Source organism: Vibrio hannami (assembly GCF_029589055.1).
Classification (GTDB): Bacteria; Pseudomonadota; Gammaproteobacteria; order Enterobacterales; family Vibrionaceae; genus Vibrio; species Vibrio hannami.
In genome coordinates this window covers 26,350-45,577 of the sequence record NZ_JARQZP010000001.1, presented here as the reverse complement: position 1 = coordinate 45,577, position 19,228 = coordinate 26,350, and the positions used below count along the sequence as shown (strand labels likewise).

Annotated in this window: 13 protein-coding genes, 4 tRNA genes and 2 pseudogenes; 2 read left to right on the top strand and 17 right to left on the bottom strand. The window is 45.4% G+C overall.

Going from position 1 to position 19,228, the window contains the following annotated elements:
* Positions 1-157 precede the first annotated feature (157 nt).
* Positions 158-940: an NAD(+) diphosphatase gene (gene nudC / locus P7F88_RS00240; RefSeq protein WP_277821367.1), complete on the bottom strand. Its 783-nt coding sequence runs from the start codon at positions 938-940 to the stop codon at positions 158-160.
* Positions 941-1,119: 179 nt separating this feature from the next.
* Here nudC and rsd point away from each other — a divergent pair, with 179 nt between their 5' ends.
* On the top strand, positions 1,120-1,587 hold the full coding sequence (rsd, locus tag P7F88_RS00235; protein ID WP_277821490.1) for a sigma D regulator: 468 nt from the start codon (positions 1,120-1,122) through the stop codon (positions 1,585-1,587).
* Positions 1,588-1,642: 55 nt separating this feature from the next.
* Here the strand turns inward: rsd and P7F88_RS00230 are convergent, their stop codons facing one another.
* The 14 genes and pseudogenes from P7F88_RS00230 to P7F88_RS00165 all read right to left on the bottom strand — a co-directional run bounded on the left by P7F88_RS00230 (position 1,643) and on the right by P7F88_RS00165 (position 16,031).
* Entirely contained in the window at positions 1,643-1,993 is a 351-nt protein-coding gene (locus P7F88_RS00230; protein ID WP_277821366.1) for a putative quinol monooxygenase, read from the bottom strand.
* 91 nt (positions 1,994-2,084) lie between these two features.
* A pseudogene (rpoC, locus tag P7F88_RS00225) lies at positions 2,085-6,289 on the bottom strand (DNA-directed RNA polymerase subunit beta').
* A 102-nt stretch (positions 6,290-6,391) separates the two neighbouring features.
* A complete protein-coding gene (rpoB, locus tag P7F88_RS00220) occupies positions 6,392-10,420 on the bottom strand; it encodes a DNA-directed RNA polymerase subunit beta (protein ID WP_277821365.1) in 4,029 nt (1,342 codons plus the stop codon).
* Between the two features lie 233 nt (positions 10,421-10,653).
* Entirely contained in the window at positions 10,654-11,022 is a 369-nt protein-coding gene (gene rplL / locus P7F88_RS00215; protein WP_277821364.1) for a 50S ribosomal protein L7/L12, read from the bottom strand.
* 57 nt (positions 11,023-11,079) lie between these two features.
* Positions 11,080-11,574: a 50S ribosomal protein L10 gene (rplJ, locus tag P7F88_RS00210; RefSeq protein ID WP_277821363.1), complete on the bottom strand. Its 495-nt coding sequence runs from the start codon at positions 11,572-11,574 to the stop codon at positions 11,080-11,082.
* A gap of 285 nt (positions 11,575-11,859) precedes the next feature.
* Positions 11,860-12,565, bottom strand: a pseudogene (rplA, locus tag P7F88_RS00205) (50S ribosomal protein L1).
* Positions 12,566-12,569: 4 nt separating this feature from the next.
* A complete protein-coding gene (gene rplK / locus P7F88_RS00200; RefSeq protein WP_275130538.1) occupies positions 12,570-12,998 on the bottom strand; it encodes a 50S ribosomal protein L11 in 429 nt (142 codons plus the stop codon).
* A gap of 145 nt (positions 12,999-13,143) precedes the next feature.
* Positions 13,144-13,692, bottom strand: a complete 549-nt coding sequence (gene nusG / locus P7F88_RS00195; RefSeq protein WP_277821362.1) for a transcription termination/antitermination protein NusG — start codon at positions 13,690-13,692, stop codon at positions 13,144-13,146.
* A 12-nt stretch (positions 13,693-13,704) separates the two neighbouring features.
* The gene (secE, locus tag P7F88_RS00190; protein ID WP_277821361.1) at positions 13,705-14,082 is read right to left on the bottom strand and encodes a preprotein translocase subunit SecE; all 378 of its coding nucleotides are present in this window, start codon (positions 14,080-14,082) and stop codon (positions 13,705-13,707) included.
* 227 nt (positions 14,083-14,309) lie between these two features.
* Positions 14,310-15,494, bottom strand: a complete 1,185-nt coding sequence (gene tuf, locus P7F88_RS00185; RefSeq protein ID WP_277821360.1) for an elongation factor Tu — start codon at positions 15,492-15,494, stop codon at positions 14,310-14,312.
* Positions 15,495-15,632: 138 nt separating this feature from the next.
* Positions 15,633-15,708: transfer RNA gene (locus tag P7F88_RS00180), tRNA-Thr, on the bottom strand.
* Positions 15,709-15,721: 13 nt separating this feature from the next.
* Positions 15,722-15,796, bottom strand: a tRNA-Gly gene (locus P7F88_RS00175).
* 38 nt (positions 15,797-15,834) lie between these two features.
* Positions 15,835-15,919: transfer RNA gene (locus P7F88_RS00170), tRNA-Tyr, on the bottom strand.
* A 36-nt stretch (positions 15,920-15,955) separates the two neighbouring features.
* Positions 15,956-16,031: transfer RNA gene (locus tag P7F88_RS00165), tRNA-Thr, on the bottom strand.
* A gap of 208 nt (positions 16,032-16,239) precedes the next feature.
* Here P7F88_RS00165 and coaA point away from each other — a divergent pair.
* Entirely contained in the window at positions 16,240-17,163 is a 924-nt protein-coding gene (coaA, locus tag P7F88_RS00160; protein WP_277821359.1) for a type I pantothenate kinase, read from the top strand.
* 50 nt (positions 17,164-17,213) lie between these two features.
* On the opposite strand, the gene birA is transcribed toward coaA, so the two are convergent.
* Both birA and murB read right to left on the bottom strand, forming a co-directional pair.
* Positions 17,214-18,167, bottom strand: coding sequence for a bifunctional biotin--[acetyl-CoA-carboxylase] ligase/biotin operon repressor BirA (birA, locus tag P7F88_RS00155; RefSeq protein WP_277821358.1), 954 nt, complete (start codon positions 18,165-18,167; stop codon positions 17,214-17,216).
* 1 nt (position 18,168) lies between these two features.
* Positions 18,169-19,212, bottom strand: a complete 1,044-nt coding sequence (gene murB / locus P7F88_RS00150) for a UDP-N-acetylmuramate dehydrogenase (RefSeq protein ID WP_277821489.1) — start codon at positions 19,210-19,212, stop codon at positions 18,169-18,171.
* Positions 19,213-19,228 lie beyond the last annotated feature (16 nt).

The window sequence follows — 19,228 nt, the reverse complement described above, 5'->3', positions numbered from 1 at the left end:
ATCATGTTCTCAGCGATAATATTCGCTATTACATTGCGTCTCAATTTTGAGCGTGATACAAATTTGCACGCTAGCGAAAACTATAATAACTGGGTTTTGTAACCCAGCATCTCATAACGACATCTTACTTACCCCCTCCCTAACCGGAGGGGTTTTTTTATCCAGCTTTTATCTCACTTACCGTATGTTCAATCAACGTCCTTGCTATCGTACCTACAGGCGCCACTTCGGGCATATCATCGATGGAAAACCACTGAGCATCAGCAAGCTCTGTTTTGTCCACAGAAATGCTTCCGGAGTCATAATCAGCAAGGTATCCAACCATCATGCTTGAAGGAAACGCCCATGGCTGACTAGCAAAATAACGGATGTTCTTTACGTTGATGCCCGTTTCTTCTATCACTTCACGAGCTACGCACTGTTCAAGGGTTTCTCCAACCTCGGTAAAACCAGCAATAACGGTGTACATACCATTCTTGTGCTTAGCGTGTTGCGCTAAAAGGATTTTGTCATCCTTCCGTACGGCAACAATAATACATGGGTAAATGCGTGGATAGTGTATGCTGCGGCACTCACCGCACTGCATTGCAATTTCGATATGATTAAGAAAATTTCTCCCGCCACACTTCGAACAGAAGCGTTGAGTCTGCGTCATATGACCATATTGAACCGCTTTGCTGACCAGCAAAAACAATTCCTGCTCTATTAACAATAACTCTCTCAATGAGACAAGCTCAAACGAGCGCTCTACGTCACTCTCATTGACCCACATAACCGGTAAGCTGTTGTACTGTCCGACCTTTGTTGCCTTCTCTTCTGGTAAATCAAAATCTGTAGCACGTCCCTTGGGAAGCTCTCCATTCACCAACCAAATATCACTATTATCAACAACAACCCAATAGGCCAAAATGCTTCCTTTTTTGTCACTATTTTTTAACATCCTTTGACCTCATCACTTGAAGTTGGCTCATTTTACTGGCAATCTAATTTCATACCAACGAAAGAGATAAACTATCAATTGTTACTCTAACTTGGTATCACAATTAAAATTATTCTTAATGGACCGCCCTTTCAAGGGCTTTTGATTGCTCATCAATGAGTAATCTGATCATGAGGGACATGGTCATGCTTAATAAATTTAAACAGACTCAAGAGCAGTTAGGTGGTTCCAATGATGTTATCGATCATTGGCTAGATACTCGTCAAACTCTGGTTGTCGAATATTGTAAACACGCAACGTCAACAGCGCTGCCTTCACCTACAGAGCTCCAATATTTTTGCCAGGTACTAGTAGACTACATTTCGGAAGGCCATTTCAAAATCTACGAAATGGTTATGGATAAGTGGAAAGCCACAGGTTTCTCCCCCACGGACGAGATTAATCAGACTTATGGAAAAATAGTACTCACTACTGATCCACTATTGAACTTTACTGATAAGTACGCTGAAGTTGATGCGGATGATACGCTCGATACTTTCGACAGTGACTACTCGTTAATTGGTGAGATACTGGAAACCAGATTTGCCGTTGAAGATCAGCTGATAAGCTTAATAGCCGAAAGTCTTGCTGTTCCTCCTGGTGCATAAACAGTCAATATCGAAAAGACCACTTTCAAAGCGGTCTTTTCTGGTTTTATAGCCGTTACTCAAATACCGGGGCGTCGTAGTTATGCCCTTCGTCCGTATAAGCTGTAACTATCGCATCCTCCACAAGTCCATTTTCGTCCGCAACTTGTGTATCAAAAAAGTTCTGAATTTGCTTTCTTCGGCCATGAGCAGCCCAGGCTTCACCATCTTTCCAAATCTCGTTGAAGACGATCGGATAATCATTTCGCGTTGCACTTGGGTGATCAATTTGGCGCGTCAGAATGTACTGTACACAACCTTCCTCGCGGTTTGCATCCGGCTCCAAAGCCTTAAGCACTTCAAACAGTTCAGCTTCTTTTCCGTCTTTAGGCTTAAACTGTGCGATAACATAAACTCGACTGGTCATATTAGGTCCTTGTTAGAAATACAGTTAAATGTAACTTATAACAGCGACAAAAAAGGCACCCGAAGGTGCCTTTTATCATACGCTTACGATATTACTCGTCAGAAGAGAAGCCTGCATTAAGCAGTGCAGCCAGGTTATCTGTCGCTTGTTCAGCTGACGGACCTTCTAGTTGCTCTTCACGTTTAGCCTGACGATCCTGATGGTACGCAAAACCAGTACCAGCCGGGATTAGACGACCAACGATTACGTTCTCTTTCAGACCACGTAGCTCATCACGCTTACCAGAAACCGCAGCTTCTGTTAGTACGCGAGTTGTCTCCTGGAACGATGCCGCAGAGATGAACGACTCAGTTGCAAGAGATGCTTTAGTGATACCCAGAAGTTCACGTTCAAAACGTGCAGGCTCTTTGCCTTCAGCTTCTAGTGCACGGTTAGCAATCTTAACCTGAGAGTATTCAACCTGCTCACCAGGTAGGAACTCAGAGTCACCAGCAAATGTGATAGTACACTTACGTAGCATCTGACGAACGATAGTTTCAATGTGCTTATCGTTAATCTTTACACCCTGTAGGCGGTAAACTTCCTGAACTTCATTAGCAATGTAAGAAGTTACAGCATGAATACCACGCAGACGTAGGATGTCATGCGGAGTTTCAGGGCCATCAGCGATTACATCACCGCGTTCGATCTTCTCACCTTCGAACACGTTAAGCTGACGATGCTTAGGAATCATCTCTTCGTAAGTATCACCACCCTCGCGAGTGATTACCAGACGACGCTTACCTTTAGTCTCTTTTACCAAAGCTTACTGTACCAGTGTGCTCAGCAAGGATCGCAGGCTCTTTAGGCTTACGTGCTTCGAACAGGTCAGCAACTCGTGGAAGACCACCGGTGATATCTTTGTTACCACCAGACTTCTGAGGAATACGAGCTAGCGTGTCACCGATACCAACTTCAGCGCCATCTTCGATGTTTACAATCGCTTTACCAGGCAGGAAGTAGTGAGCTGGCATATCAGTACCAGGAATCATTACATCGTTACCTGCTGCATCAACAAGTTTGATAGCTGGACGCATATCTTTACCTGCTGCCGGACGAGCTGCTGCTTCTGTTACTTCACTTGAAGACAGACCAGTCAGATCATCAGTTTGGCGAGATACAGTTACGCCATCGATCATATCTACGTACTGGATGCGACCTGCCACTTCAGTGATGATTGGCATGGTGTGCGCTTCCCAGTTAGCTACTGTTTCACCAGCTTCAACTGCGTCGTCATGACCTTTGTTCAGCATCGAACCGTAAGGTAGTTTGTGCTTCTCTTTAGTACGGCCGAACTCATCGATGATGGTTAGTTCAGATGCACGAGAAGTAATTACCAGCTTACCGTCTTTGTTGGTAACGTACTTAGCATTGTGTAGCTTGATAGAACCAGTGTTCTTCGCCTGAATGCTGTTTTCCGCTGCAGCTGTCGATGCCGCACCACCGATGTGGAACGTACGCATGGTTAGCTGTGTACCAGGTTCACCGATTGACTGTGCTGCGATAACACCCACTGCTTCACCCTGGTTAACAAGGTGACCACGAGCAAGGTCACGACCGTAACACTGTGCACAACAACCGAAGTCAGAGTCACACGTTACAACAGAACGAACTTTGATCTTATCTACAGAGTTCTCTTCCATGATCTGACACCACTTCTCATCGATCAGGGTGTTACGTGGAATAAGAACATCTTCTGTACCCGGCTTAAGTACGTCTTCTGCAACTACACGACCAAGCGCTAGCTCAGTTAGTGGTACTTTAACGTCACCACCCTCGATATGAGGCATCATATCGACACCCTCGTGAGTGCCACAGTCGTGTTCAGTAACAACAACGTCCTGTGCAACGTCTACAAGACGACGAGTCAGGTAACCGGAGTTCGCAGTCTTAAGTGCGGTATCCGCAAGACCCTTACGAGCACCGTGGGTTGAGATAAAGTACTGAAGTACGTTCAGACCTTCTTTAAAGTTCGCGGTGATTGGCGTCTCGATGATTGAACCGTCCGGACGAGCCATCAGACCACGCATACCAGCTAGCTGACGAATCTGTGCCGCAGAACCACGAGCACCGGAGTCGGCCATCATGTAGATGCTGTTGAAAGACTCTTGCTGCTCTTCTTCACCGTCGCGGTTAACAACAGTTTCAGAAGACAGGTTGTCCATCATAGCTTTTGCTACACGGTCGTTGGTAGATGCCCAGATATCGATAACTTTGTTGTATCGCTCACCAGCAGTTACAAGACCTGACTGGAATTGATCCTGGATTTCACGAACTTCTTCTTCAGCTTCTGCGATCTCAGTGTACTTAGCTGCCGGTACAACCATATCGTCGATACCAACAGATACACCAGAAAGTGCCGCATATGCGAAACCAGCGTACATGATTTGGTCAGCGAAGATTACCGTATCTTTAAGACCAAGCTTACGGTATGCCTCGTTAAGAAGGTTAGAGATCTGCTTCTTACCAAGCTTCTGGTTTACTAGTGCAAACGGTAGGCCTGATGGAACGATCTGCCAAAGCATTGCACGACCGATAGTCGTATCAACAAGCTTGGTTTCAGTTGTCTCTTCACCATCTTCGTCACGAATCGTTTCAGTGATACGTACTTTAACGCGAGCGTGTAGCTCAGCAGTCTTAGTACGGTATGCCTTCTCAGCCTCTTCAGGGCCAGCAAGGTACATACCTTCACCTTTCACGTTGATCTTGTCACGAGTCATGTAGTAAAGACCCAATACAACGTCCTGAGAAGGTACGATGATCGGATCACCTGACGCTGGCGACAGAATGTTGTTTGTCGACATCATCAGAGTACGAGCTTCTAGCTGAGCTTCCAGAGTAAGAGGTACGTGTACCGCCATCTGGTCACCATCGAAGTCGGCGTTATACGCAGCACACACTAGTGGATGTAGCTGGATAGCTTTACCTTCGATCAGTACTGGTTCGAACGCCTGGATACCTAGACGGTGAAGTGTAGGTGCACGGTTCAGTAGTACTGGGTGTTCGCGGATTACTTCGTCCAGGATATCCCAAACGATAGGCTCTTCGCGCTCTACCATCTTCTTAGCTGCTTTGATTGTCGTAGCCATGCCACGAGTTTCTAGCTTGCTGTAGATAAATGGTTTGAATAGCTCAAGTGCCATCTTCTTAGGAAGACCACACTGGTGCAGACGAAGGTATGGACCTACTGTGATTACAGAACGGCCAGAGTAGTCTACACGCTTACCTAGTAGGTTCTGACGGAAACGACCTTGTTTACCCTTGATCATATCAGCAAGAGATTTCAGAGGGCGCTTGTTAGAACCAGTGATCGCACGACCGCGACGACCGTTATCCAGAAGTGCATCAACAGACTCTTGCAGCATACGTTTTTCGTTACGTACGATGATGTCCGGAGCCGCTAGCTCTAGTAGACGCTTCAAACGGTTGTTACGGTTGATTACGCGACGGTATAGGTCGTTCAGATCTGAAGTCGCAAAACGACCGCCATCTAGCGGTACTAGAGGACGTAGATCTGGCGGAAGTACCGGAAGCACTGTCAGAATCATCCACTCTGGGTTGTTACCAGATGAGATGAACGCTTCAACAAGCTTCAGACGCTTAGTGATTTTCTTACGCTTAGTTTCTGAGTTAGTAGACTCAAGCTCTTCGCGCATTTGTTCAGCTTCTGCTTGCATGTCCATGGTAGAAAGCAGATCTTTGATCGCTTCTGCACCCATTTTAGCAGTGAACTCATCACCCCACTCTTCCAGACGATCCAGATACTCTTCTTCAGTCAGCATCTGACCTTTTTCTAGAATCTGTCATGCCTGGCTCTGTTACTACGTACATTTCAAAGTAAAGTACGCGTTCGATATCACGTAGAGGGATATCCATTAACAGACCGATACGAGACGGTAGTGATTTTAGGAACCAGATGTGTGCAACTGGTGATGCTAGCTCGATGTGGCCCATACGGTCACGACGAACTTTAGTTTGTGTAACTTCTACGCCACACTTTTCACAGATAACACCACGGTGCTTAAGGCGCTTGTACTTACCACAAAGACATTCGTAGTCTTTTACCGGGCCAAAGATACGCGCACAGAACAGACCATCGCGCTCTGGTTTGAACGTACGATAGTTGATCGTTTCAGGTTTTTTAACTTCACCGAAAGACCATGAACGAATCATGTCTGGTGAAGAAAGACCGATCTTGATTGCATCAAATTCTTCGGTCTTATGCTGTGCTTTTAGAAAGTTTAATAAGTCTTTCACAATCAGCTCCTGTGAGGAGTTAAAAGGAGCTCACCGATTACCTGTTAGATAACGGCAAGCGCCTTTCTACCGATAATCCCAATACTCTAATGAGTGATGGAATTACTCTTCGTCTTCTAGCTCGATGTTGATACCTAGCGAGCGAATCTCTTTCAACAATACGTTGAACGATTCTGGCATACCAGGTTCCATGCTGTGGTTACCGTCTACGATGTTCTTATACATCTTAGTACGGCCGTTCACGTCATCGGACTTAACAGTTAGCATTTCCTGTAGAGTGTAAGCAGCACCGTATGCTTCAAGTGCCCATACTTCCATCTCACCGAAACGCTGACCACCGAACTGAGCTTTACCACCAAGTGGTTGCTGAGTTACAAGGCTGTAAGAACCAGTTGAACGAGCATGCATCTTGTCATCAACCAGGTGGTTCAGCTTAAGCATGTACATGTAACCAACAGTTACAGGACGCTCAAACTCATCACCGGTACGACCATCAAACAGACGTAGCTGACCAGATTCTGGTAGGTCACCCAACTTCAGTAGCTCTTTGATAGATGCTTCTGGAGCACCATCAAATACTGGAGTTGCAATTGGCAGACCGCCACGCAGGTTCTTAATCGGTGTACGAACTTCGTCATCAGACAGTGCTGCAACATCAACTTTCTGGCGAGTATCGCCCAAGTCGTAAACCTTCTGCAGGAAGTCACGGAACTTATGCAGTTCCTGCTGTTCCTTAAGCATCTGGTTGATCTTGTCACCGATACCTTTAGCCGCCAGACCCATATGAACTTCAAGGATCTGACCGATGTTCATACGAGACGGTACACCCAGTGGGTTTAGTACGATGTCTACAGGCTGACCTTTTTCATCGTAAGGCATGTCTTCAACAGGGTTGATCTTAGAGATAACACCCTTGTTACCGTGACGACCCGCCATCTTATCACCAGGCTGGATACGACGTTTAACCGCCAGGTAAACCTTAACGATCTTCAGTACGCCAGGAGCTAGGTCATCACCCTGAGTGATCTTACGACGCTTGCTTTCGAACTTCTTATCGAAGTCAGCTTTTAGCTCGTCCCACTGCTCTGCAAGCTGCTCAAGCTGTGCTTGTAGCTCGTCATCAGCAAGAGACTGCTCTAGCCACTTCTTACGACCGATAGAGTCAAGTTGTGCTTCAGAGTAACCGCCAGAAATAAGTACCGCTTTAACACGGTTAAGCAGACCGCCTTCCAGAATTTCAAATTCTTCTGTAAGGTCTTTCTTAGCTTCTTTAAGCTGCATCTGCTCAATTTCAAGCGCACGCTTGTCTTTCTCTACGCCATCGCGAGTGAAGACCTGAACGTCGATGATAGTACCTGAAACAGAGTTTGGTACACGTAGTGAAGTATCTTTAACGTCAGATGCTTTTTCACCGAAGATAGCACGTAGTAGCTTCTCTTCAGGAGTTAGCTGAGTTTCACCCTTAGGTGTTACTTTACCAACCAGGATGTCGCCACCCTTAACTTCAGCACCGATGTAAACGATACCTGACTCGTCTAGTTTAGACAGAGCAGATTCACCTACGTTTGGAATGTCCGCAGTGATCTCTTCAGAACCCAGTTTAGTGTCACGAGCAACACAAGACAGTTCCTGAATGTGGATCGTAGTGAAACGGTCTTCCTGAACTACACGCTCAGATACAAGGATTGAATCCTCGAAGTTGTAACCATTCCAAGGCATGAATGCCAGACGGATGTTCTGACCAAGCGCCAGTTCACCTAGGTCTGTAGAAGGACCGTCCGCAAGAACGTCACCTTTCGATACAGGTTCACCAGGAAGTACTGTTGGGCGCTGGTTGATACAAGTGTTCTGGTTAGAACGCGTGTACTTAGTCAGGTTGTAGATGTCGATACCAGCTTCACCTGGAACCAGCTCATCTTCGTTAACCTTAACTACGATACGAGAAGCGTCTACCGACTGAATCATACCGCCACGTTTCGCTACTGCTGTAACACCAGAGTCAACTGCAACGTTACGCTCAATACCAGTACCTACAAGAGGCTTATCAGCGCGTAGTGTTGGAACTGCCTGACGTTGCATGTTCGCACCCATCAATGCACGGTTCGCATCATCGTGCTCTAGGAATGGGATTAGAGAAGCAGCGACAGATACAACCTGGTTGGTTGCAACGTCCATGTAGTTAACTTGATCGCGTGGGTGCAGACCAGATTCACCTTTCTGACGAGCAGTAACTAGTTCTTCTTCGAAAGAACCTTCACCAGTTAGTGCTGAGTTTGCCTGAGCGATGATGAACTGACCTTCTTCAATAGCAGATAGGTAATCTACTTCGTCAGTTACAACACCATCTACAACGCGACGGTATGGAGTCTCAAGGAAACCAAATTCGTTACAGCGAGCAAACGCAGAAAGTGAGTTGATTAGACCGATGTTCGGACCTTCAGGCGTTTCGATAGGACATAGACGGCCGTAGTGAGTTACGTGTACGTCTCGAACTTCGAAGCCAGCACGCTCACGAGTCAGACCGCCAGGACCCAATGCAGAAATACGACGCTTGTGCGTTACTTCTGATAGTGGGTTGTTCTGGTCCATAAACTGAGACAGCTGAGAAGAACCGAAGAATTCTTTAACTGCAGCAGAGATCGGCTTAGCGTTGATCAGATCCTGAGGCATGATATTGTCAAGATCACCAAGGCTCAGACGCTCTTTCACAGCACGTTCAACACGTACCAGACCTACGCGGAACTGGTTTTCAGCCATTTCACCTACGCTACGGATACGACGGTTACCAAGGTGGTCGATATCATCCACTTCACCTTTACCGTTACGAATAGCGATAAGCTTCTTCATTACTTCGACGATGTCAGTTTCATCAAGAATACCTTGATCACCAGCATCTTCGCGCATGATTGAGCTGTTGAACTTCATACGACCAACAGTAGATAGGTCGTAACGTTCTTCAGAGAAGAACAAGCTTTCGAATAGCGCTTCTGCCGCTTCTTTTGTTGGTGGCTCACCAGGACGCATCATGCGGTAGATTTCAACTAGCGCAGAGATACGATCTGTTGTGCTGTCGATACGTAGTGTATCTGACATGAATGGACCGTGGTCCAGATCGTTGGTGAACAGCACCTGTAGATTTTTGTGACCTGCCTGAGATAGGTTCGCCAGAGCTTCCAGGCTGATTTCCTGGTTAGCACCTACAATGATCTCGCCAGTTTCTTCATTGATGTAATCTTTAGAAGCAACTTTACCAACGATGTACTCAACTGGTACTTCGATGAACTCAACGCCATCTTTTTCAAGCTGACGGATATGACGAGCAGTAACACGGCGACCTGTTTCAACGTAAGTCTTGCCTTCAGCTACGATATCAAAAGTAGCTGTTTCACCACGTAGACGCTCAGGAACAAGCTCCATCATCAGAGTCTGGTCTTTAACTTCGAAGTTAACTTTTTCGAAGAAGATATCCAGGATCTCTTCAGTGGTCTTGCTAAGAGCACGAAGGATGATTGACGCAGGAAGCTTACGACGGCGGTCGATACGTACGTACAGGTTATCCTTAGGATCGAACTCAAAGTCTAACCATGAGCCACGGTAAGGAATAACACGTGCGTTATATAATACTTTACCTGAAGAGTGGGTTTTACCCTTATCGCTGTCGAAGAACACGCCTGGGCTTCGATGCAGCTGGGATACGATAACCCTCTCGGTACCATTGATTACGAAGGTACCATTGTCTGTCATGAGTGGAATTTCACCCATGTAGACTTCTTGTTCTTTAATGTCTTTTACTGTACCTGCTGGTGCATCTTTATCAAATACAACAAGGCGTAGTTTTACGCGTAGTGGTTTTGAATAAGTTACACCACGGATTTGACATTCTTTAACGTCAAAAACTGGCTCACCAAGACGGTAGCTAACGTATTGCAGCTCTGAATTGCCATTATAGCTCTGAATTGGGAATACAGAACGGAAAGCAGCCTCAAGACCGTATTGTCCCTCAGGATCCTGTTCGATGAACTTGTCGAACGAATCGAGCTGGATTGACAGCAGATATGGAATGTCCAACACTTGTGGACGAGTACCAAAGTCCTTTCGGATGCGCTTTTTCTCGGTATAAGAGTAAACCATGGGGTTCCTCAGCTCGCTGATAAGTGACCCAAACTACCCATTCCTCTGAGAGGGGTAGTGACTAACGACTGTTTACTGTAGACCCTAAGCCCTATAGATCAGACTTAGCGGTTTTTTGCATGGACATGAACGACTAAACAGCGGAAATTTCGCCCTTGCCCTACAGCGCAAAAAGGCCGGTGGTCAATAAACCACCAGCCATTAGCCGAATCGGCTAAGAAATTAAGTAATAATTACTTAACTTCAACAGAAGCACCAGCTTCTTCTAGTTGTGCTTTAAGAGCTTCAGCTTCATCTTTAGCGATGCCTTCTTTCAGAGGAGCTGGAGCGCTGTCAACTAGACCTTTAGCTTCTTTAAGACCTAGGCCAGTAGCACCACGTACTGCTTTGATTACAGCAACTTTGTTACCGCCAGCAGCAGTTAGGATTACGTCAAATTCAGTTTGCTCAGCAGCAGCTTCACCGCCAGCAGCGCCGCCAGCAACAACAGCTGCTGCAGCAGATACGCCGAATTTTTCTTCCATAGCTTCAATAAGCTCTACAACTTGCATTACAGACATTTCTGCAACTGCGTCTAGGATTTGTTCGTTAGTAATAGACATAACAATTCTCTTTTAAGTCAACAATTAGTTTATTAAGCAACCAGTAAAAAGCAAGGCTTATGCCGCAGCTTCTTCTTTCTGATCGCGTAGTGCAGCGATAGTACGTACCAGCTTGCCAGCAGAAGCTTCTTTCATGCACATCATTAGGCGTGCGATAGCTTCGTCGTAAGTTGGTAGAGTTGCTAGTACTTCAGCGTCAGTAATAGCGCCTTCAAATGCAGCAGCTCTGATCTCAAATTCTTTGTTCTCTTTCGCGAAATCTTTAAAGATACGCGCAGCAGCACCTGGGTGCTCGTTAGAGAATGCGATCAAAGTTGGACCTACGAATTGGTCTTTTAGACATTCGTAGTCTGTGCCTTCTACAGCGCGACGTGCAAGTGTATTACGAACAACTTTCACGTAAACACCAGCTTCACGAGCTTGTTTACGTAGAGAAGTCATTGCGCCTACTTCAACGCCACGAGAGTCAGCAACAACTGCAGAAAGTGCACCACTGGCAGCTTCGTTGACTTCAGCAACAATTGCTTTTTTGTCTTGAAGATTTAAAGCCATCTTGGATTTACTCCTGGTTGTCGTTACACCACTCAATATCCTCGCTTTAAAAGATACTGAGAGTTCATACGGTGCATTCCCAGAAGAAAGACAATCTAAAATAGTTTGGCTTTCTGTCGGTTCAGGCACCGTCTACGTAGGTTTTTATTAAGTTCATCATCTAAAAAGAATCAGAACGCCTACGGTCTTGGACGGAGACTGTCATCTCATTTTAAAAATGTGACGGCAGTCCCAACCACAAATATTTAGGCGCGAAATTATACACTAACTTCTCGCCTTTGCAAATTAGTTTGCTTGAGTGTTCAGGCTACCCTGATCAACAGCAACACCAGCACCCATAGTAGTAGAGATGCTTACTTTCTTCAGGAAAGTACCTTTCGCTGAAGATGGCTTAGCTTTCTTGATTGCCACTAGAAGAGCTTCTAGGTTCTCTTGTAGTTGAGCAGCTTCAAAGTTAGCTTTACCGATAGTAGTGTGTACGATGCCGTTCTTGTCGTTACGGTAACGAACCTGACCAGCTTTAGCGTTCTTAACCGCTTCAGCAACGTTAGGAGTTACAGTACCAACTTTAGGGTTTGGCATAAGACCACGTGGACCAAGGATAGTACCAAGCTGACCAACAACACGCATTGCATCTGGAGAAGCAACAACTACGTCGAAGTTCATTTCGCCTTTCTTAACCTGAGCCGCTAGAATCTTCCATACCTACGATGTCTGCACCAGCTTCTTTCGCAGCTTCAGCGTTAGCACCTTGAGTGAACACTGCAACGCGGATTTCACGGCCAGTACCGTGAGGAAGAACTGTTGCACCACGTACGTTCTGGTCAGATTTACGTGCATCGATACCTAGGTTTACAGCAACATCTACACTCTCTACGAACTTAGCAGTTGCTAGTTCTTTAAGAAGAGCGATAGCTTCGTTGATTTCGTACTCTTTAGTTACGTCAACTTTTTCGCGGATTACACGCATACGCTTAGTAAGTTTTGCCATGATCTTAACCCTCTACCACTAGGCCCATTGAACGAGCAGTACCTGCGATAGAACGCTTCATAGCTTCTACGTCAGCACCAGTCATGTCTGCAGCTTTAGTCTCAGCAATTTCTTGTAGCTGAGCGTCAGTTACAGTACCCACTTTTTCAGTGTTTGGACGACCAGAACCAGACTTGATACCAGCAGCTTTCTTAAGAAGAACAGCAGCAGGTGGAGTCTTAGTTTCAAAAGTGAAAGAACGGTCGTTGTAAACAGCGATTACAACTGGGATTGGTAGACCTTTCTCAACAGATTCTGTTTTTGCGTTGAACGCTTTACAGAATTCCATGATGTTCACACCGTGCTGACCTAGAGCAGGACCAACTGGTGGACTTGGGTTAGCCATACCCGCTGCAACTTGCAGCTTGATATAAGCTTCAACTTTCTTAGCCATGATATTTCCTAAGTTTGGGTAGTAACGCTAATCAGCTGATCAGCTCCCCGGTTTAAATAATCTTCTTTTTTACAGCGCTTGCTGTAAAAAGGCGCGAAATTATATTCATAATTCGCGCCTTATACAACCCTAAAAAGGTGTTTTTTTAATCAAGTTTTTCAACCTGACCAAATTCGAGCTCAACTGGTGTTGCACGACCAAAGATCGATACAGACACTTTCAGGCGGCTCTTCTCGTAATCAACTTCTTCAACAGTACCGTTGAAGTCCGCAAACGGACCATCGTTAACACGAACCACTTCACCCGCTTCGTACATAGTACGTGGACGTGGCGCTTCGCTCGCCTGCTCCAGGCGGTTAAGGATAGCGTCTGCTTCTTTGTCTGTGATAGGAGCCGGACGATCAGATGTACCGCCGATGAAGCCCATTACACGTGGGACACTACGCACTAAGTGCCATGATTCATCGTTCATGATCATCTGAACCAGAACGTATCCAGGGAAGAACTTGCGCTCACTCTTGCGGCGTTGACCCGCGCGCATTTCAACTACTTCTTCAGTAGGAACCAGAACTTCACCGAACAGCTCTTCCATTGCGTGCATCTTGATGTGCTCGCGAAGAGACTGAGCTACACGGCCTTCAAAACCAGAAAAGGCCTGAACCACATACCAACGTTTTTTTGGAGCTTCACTCATGAATTAGAACCCTCACACTCCAGTCACAAGGTTGATCAGACGCACCATAATGCCGTCGATGCCCCAAAGTGCCAGAGCCATAACAATACTTACAGCCAAAACGATTAAAGTTGTTTGCATGGTTTCCTGACGAGTCGGCCAAACCACTTTGCGAACTTCCATACGAGATTCGCGTGCAAAGTTAATCGCTTGCTTACCTTTTGTTGTTGTAGCGGCAACACCAAGTGCAGCAGCAATCAATACTACAGCCGCAGCTGCGCGAATAACAACAGACATTTCACCGTATAGGTGATTACCAACAACAGCGGCGGCAGCTAGAGCAAAAGCAACAATCCATTTAAAAATATCTGCTGCGTTTGAGCTGTCAGGCGCTTCAGCATTTGCTTTCATAAAACTAACCTGTCCAAGTCTTAAATATAGACGACAACAACCCCGCTGTTGCAGGGCTCATTCTAAATACGCGACTCAACTATCAACGTATTCATGCTAATCAAGATTACTCTCAATTAAAAATTCTTTACTTTTCATTGAGATACACAAATTACATGTATTCAATTTAAAACAGTGAAGAAAAAGGGCATCAAATGATGCCCTTTTTACTAGCTGTTAGTCAAATCTTAATCGAAGATTTTAGCAACAACACCAGCACCAACTGTACGGCCACCTTCACGGATTGCGAAGCGTAGACCTTCGTCCATCGCGATTGGAGCGATTAGCTCTACAGTCATCTGTACGTTATCACCTGGCATTACCATTTCTACGCCTTCTGGTAGCTGGATGTCACCAGTTACGTCAGTTGTACGGAAGTAGAACTGTGGACGGTAGCCTTTGAAGAATGGAGTGTGACGACCACCTTCATCTTTAGATAGTACGTATACTTCTGACTCAAACTTAGTGTGAGGAGTGATTGAACCTGGTGCAGCAAGAACCTGACCGCGCTCAACTTCGTCACGCTTAGTACCACGTAGTAGTGCACCAACGTTCTCACCTGCACGACCTTCGTCAAGCAGCTTACGGAACATTTCTACACCAGTACATGTAGTAGTAGTAGTCTCTTTGATACCAACGATAGCAACTTCGTCACCTACAGTTAGGATACCACGCTCGATACGGCCAGTTACTACTGTACCACGACCCTGGATTGAGAATACGTCTTCGATTGGCATTAGGAACGGCTGGTCTACAGCACGCTCTGGCTCTGGGATGTAAGAGTCTAGTGCTTCTGCAAGCTCTACAACCTTCGCTTCCCACTGCTCTTCACCGTTTAGTGCACCTAGAGCTGAACCCTGGATTACTGGTAGGTCATCACCTGGGAAGTCGTACTCAGATAGAAGTTCACGAACTTCCATTTCTACTAGCTCTAGAAGCTCTTCATCGTCAACCATGTCACACTTGTTCATGAATACGATGATGTATGGGATACCAACCTGACGGCCTAGTAGGATGTGCTCACGAGTCTGTGGCATTGGGCCATCAGTCGCAGCTACTACAAGGATACCACCGTCCATCTGCGCAGCACCAGTGATCATGTTTTTAACATAGTCAGCGTGTCCTGGGCAGTCTACGTGTGCGTAGTGACGAGTTGGAGTATCGTATTCTACGTGTGAAGTTGCGATTGTGATACCGCGCTCACGCTCTTCTGGAGCGTTATCGATTGATGCGAAGTCTTTCGCTTCACCGCCGTATACTTTTGAAAGAGTAGTACAGATAGCTGCAGTTAGAGTTGTTTTACCGTGGTCAACGTGGCCGATAGTACCAACGTTTACGTGCGGTTTCGTACGTTCAAATTTTTCTTTAGACATGAGTTGTCCCTCTAGGTACGGATTTAAGGTGGCTTTGATGACCACGCAACCAAATCATTTGGTAGTTAACTTATTCTCAATCACTAAACATAGTTTAGTTAGAAGAAAGTATCAAAAGGAAATAATTGCTTACAGAGCTGGTGCTGATAGGCAGACTCGAACTGCCGACCTCATCCTTACCAAGGATGCGCTCTACCACCTGAGCTATATCAGCACTCATAATGAGTTGGAGCGGGCAGCGGGAATCGAACCCGCATCATCAGCTTGGAAGGCTGAGGTAATAGCCATTATACGATGCCCGCAACACGTAGTAACTCTGTGAGCTATTTCCTAAAGAATATGGTGGAGGGGGACGGATTCGAACCATCGAAGGCGGAGCCGGCAGATTTACAGTCTGCTCCCTTTGGCCACTCGGGAACCCCTCCAAAATTTTTTAGCACAATCTCTCATAAAGGAGAAAGTGGTGCCGACTACCGGAATCGAACTGGTGACCTACTGATTACAAGTCAGTTGCTCTACCTACTGAGCTAAGTCGGCACATAAGTGGGGCGCATTCTATGGGATGATCTTGCACCTTGCAATAGGAAATTTAAAAAAAACTTCTTTTTCCTTAATATAATTCCCAATCGGTTATAAATTACTCATTTTTGCCAGCTTTTCGGCTAATCTGTCGCTTATGTCGTTTGATTTATTTTCGACATGATGTATTTTCGCTGCACTTCTAATAAAAACGACGTCGTGTGCTATGAGTCCTTACATGTCTTTCGACAGGAAAAAATGGGCGGATTTACGAAATTCCGTACCTATGACCCTGTCAGAGCAAGATCTGATTGAACTTCAAGGTATTAATGAGAACCTGACAATGAAGGAAGCAGAAGAGATCTATCTGCCTCTGACGAGACTCCTTAATCTCTATGTTTCGGCTCGCCAGGGACGCAACACCGTATTGCATAAATTCCTCAGCAAAAGTGAGCATGCGCCTCCTTTTATTATTGGAATTGCAGGAAGCGTCGCTGTCGGCAAGAGCACAACAGCTCGATTACTCAAAGCTTTGTTGTCACGCTGGGATAAACACCCAAAAGTCGAGCTGGTGACAACCGACGGTTTTCTTTTGCCAAATAAAGTCCTTAACGAACGAGATCTGATGGTCAAAAAAGGATTTCCAGAATCTTATGATATGAGACGCCTGGTAAAATTTGTCTCTGATGTTAAAGCTTGCAAACGTAATGTCACCGCACCTGTTTACTCACATATTACTTATGACATTACTAAAGAAGAAAAAGTTGTAGACCTCCCTGACATTCTTATTATCGAAGGCCTGAACGTACTACAAAGTGGTATGGATTATCCTCATGACCCACACCGTGTATTTGTTTCTGACTTTGTCGATTTTTCTATATATGTCGACGCGGAGACTTCTCTTATTGAGGAGTGGTATGTAAATCGTTTCTTAAAGTTCAGAGAAAGCGCATTTAAAAAGCCTGGCTCCTATTTTTCGCATTACACACAAATGAACGAGCAGCAATCCATTGATAAAGCGAAATCTATCTGGCAATCAATTAACGGAAAAAACCTGCAGGAAAATATCCTACCGACAAGAGAAAGAGCACAGTTGATTCTTAAGAAAGGGGAAAATCATACTGTAGAAGAAGTGTTATTGAGAAAGTAAATTATGGTCATTCCAACTCACTGCGTTGAAATGACCATAAAAACCTAAATTTATCCGCGAAGAGAAATTTCCCCTCCAATAAAGGCCTCCACGCCATTTTCTGTTTCAATAAGAACCGCACCCTGCTCGTCTATACCTTTAATAATGCCCTCAATCTCTCGCTTACCCATGATGAGTCTCGCTGGGCGTTCTTTAAAGTTGTCGTATCGATTCCAGCGCTCCACAAAACCTTTCATCCCATACAACTCATATTCTTCCAATGCTTTATCCCAAGCATTAACTAGTTCTGATGCAAGAATATTTCTATCCGGAAGTGTTTTGCACACTTCTTTTAACGATACCCATGGCTGGGTAATCCCTTCAATGCCCTCAGGCATCGAGATATTGAGTCCCATGCCAATAACCAGGTGTGCAGCGCCACCAGCCTGACCGGACATTTCAACCAAAATACCAGCGAGTTTTTTATCATTATAATAAAGATCATTCGGCCACTTGAGCTTGATCCCTTCCGCACCTAATTTTTCCAGGGCTTCAACGATCGCCACGCCAACAATCAGGCTTAAGCCCATTGCAGCAGCCATTCCAGCATCAAGACGCCAGTACATTGACATATATAAATTCGAACCAAACGGAGAAATCCAGTCTCGCCCTCTCCTACCCCGACCTTTTTCCTGATATTCAGCAAGACATACCGAACCAGATTCGAGCTGTTCGACACGATCGAGTAAATATTGATTGGTGGAATCAATGACAGGAATAAGAGTGACCGGAACATTTACTCTTTTCTCAAGCTCAGACTCATCCAACATGGTAAATGGCTCTGAAAGCTTATAGCCTTTTCCCTGAACACTGTAGATATCAAGCCCCCAGTCATTGAGACTTTTTACATGCTTACTCACCGCCGCCCGGGACATTCCCAGGGAGTCTCCAATATCAGAACCAGAAACAAACTCACCGTCACTTAGCATTTTGATAATGGACAGTTTAACGCTGTAATCTCTCATATCATTTACGTCCCATGCACTCAGATAGTTTTGTTTCTCTGGATGAGTTCATAAAGCGCACTTCATGCTCAAGGTTAATGCCATATCTACGAGAAACCTCGGAGACAATCCTTCCTGCTAACTCGATTACATCCTTAGCAGACGCATTATCTTTGTTAACTAGAACCAAAGCCTGATTTGGATGAACCTGAGCTCCGTTTTGACTAACGCCTTTAAACCCACATTGATCTATCAACCATCCAGCAGCCACTTTTACTTTCTCATTGTTAGCATAACCCACAATATTCGGGAAACTCTGCTTTAGGCGTTCAAAGTGGTCCTTTTCTATAACCGGGTTCTTAAAGAAACTTCCTGCATTACCCGTCTTCGCTGGGTCAGGTAGCTTCTCCATTCGAACCTTACATACTTCATCAAATATACGCTTAGGCGTTAATTCGGATTGCGGTATAGCTTGTAACGGACCATACGAAGTATTAGGGCTCCACGTTTTTGATAACTTAAGCCCCACTGCAACGATCACGCACTTATCCTGATATTCTCGTTTAAAGATAGAGTCGCGGTACCCAAACTGGCACTCCTCTGCTGTTAGCCTTTGCTGAGCAAAATCTTCCAGCCAGAGTACATCCACATACTCACAGAAATCTTTAAACTCATTTCCATAAGCACCAATATTCTGGATTGGTGCAGAGCCGGCGCACCCTGGTATTAGAGCCAGGTTCTCCAGACCGGAGTAGCCATTTTCTGTGCTCCATTTTACGAGTTCAGGCCAATCTTCACCGCCTTTAATATGAAGATGGAACGCTTGCTCCGACTCAACAACCTTTTTGCCGTTAATCCGATTAATGACTACCACACCTTCGTAGTGCTCAGTAAAAAGAACGTTACTTCCTTTACCTAATACAAGTTTAGGTAAGTGCTTCCAGTCACTGTTTTTATAGACTGAAATCAGTTCGTCAACAGATTCAACAATGACTAAAAACTCACAGCTAGTTTCAATGGAGAATGTGTGAAAAGGCTTAAGGCTGGCGTTTTGGTATATCTGCATGATACTTAGCGGTAGA

Coding starts and splice junctions, on each gene's coding strand:
- nudC (WP_277821367.1), bottom strand. CDS start 940: ATGTTAAAAAATAGTGACAAAAAAGGAAGCATTTTGGCCTATTGGGTT.
- rsd (WP_277821490.1), top strand. CDS start 1,120: ATGGTCATGCTTAATAAATTTAAACAGACTCAAGAGCAGTTAGGTGGT.
- P7F88_RS00230 (WP_277821366.1), bottom strand. CDS start 1,993: ATGACCAGTCGAGTTTATGTTATCGCACAGTTTAAGCCTAAAGACGGA.
- rpoB (WP_277821365.1), bottom strand. CDS start 10,420: ATGGTTTACTCTTATACCGAGAAAAAGCGCATCCGAAAGGACTTTGGT.
- rplL (WP_277821364.1), bottom strand. CDS start 11,022: ATGTCTATTACTAACGAACAAATCCTAGACGCAGTTGCAGAAATGTCT.
- rplJ (WP_277821363.1), bottom strand. CDS start 11,574: ATGGCTTTAAATCTTCAAGACAAAAAAGCAATTGTTGCTGAAGTCAAC.
- rplK (WP_275130538.1), bottom strand. CDS start 12,998: ATGGCTAAGAAAGTTGAAGCTTATATCAAGCTGCAAGTTGCAGCGGGT.
- nusG (WP_277821362.1), bottom strand. CDS start 13,692: ATGAGTGAAGCTCCAAAAAAACGTTGGTATGTGGTTCAGGCCTTTTCT.
- secE (WP_277821361.1), bottom strand. CDS start 14,082: ATGAAAGCAAATGCTGAAGCGCCTGACAGCTCAAACGCAGCAGATATT.
- tuf (WP_277821360.1), bottom strand. CDS start 15,494: ATGTCTAAAGAAAAATTTGAACGTACGAAACCGCACGTAAACGTTGGT.
- coaA (WP_277821359.1), top strand. CDS start 16,240: ATGAGTCCTTACATGTCTTTCGACAGGAAAAAATGGGCGGATTTACGA.
- birA (WP_277821358.1), bottom strand. CDS start 18,167: ATGAGAGATTACAGCGTTAAACTGTCCATTATCAAAATGCTAAGTGAC.
- murB (WP_277821489.1), bottom strand. CDS start 19,212: ATGCAGATATACCAAAACGCCAGCCTTAAGCCTTTTCACACATTCTCC.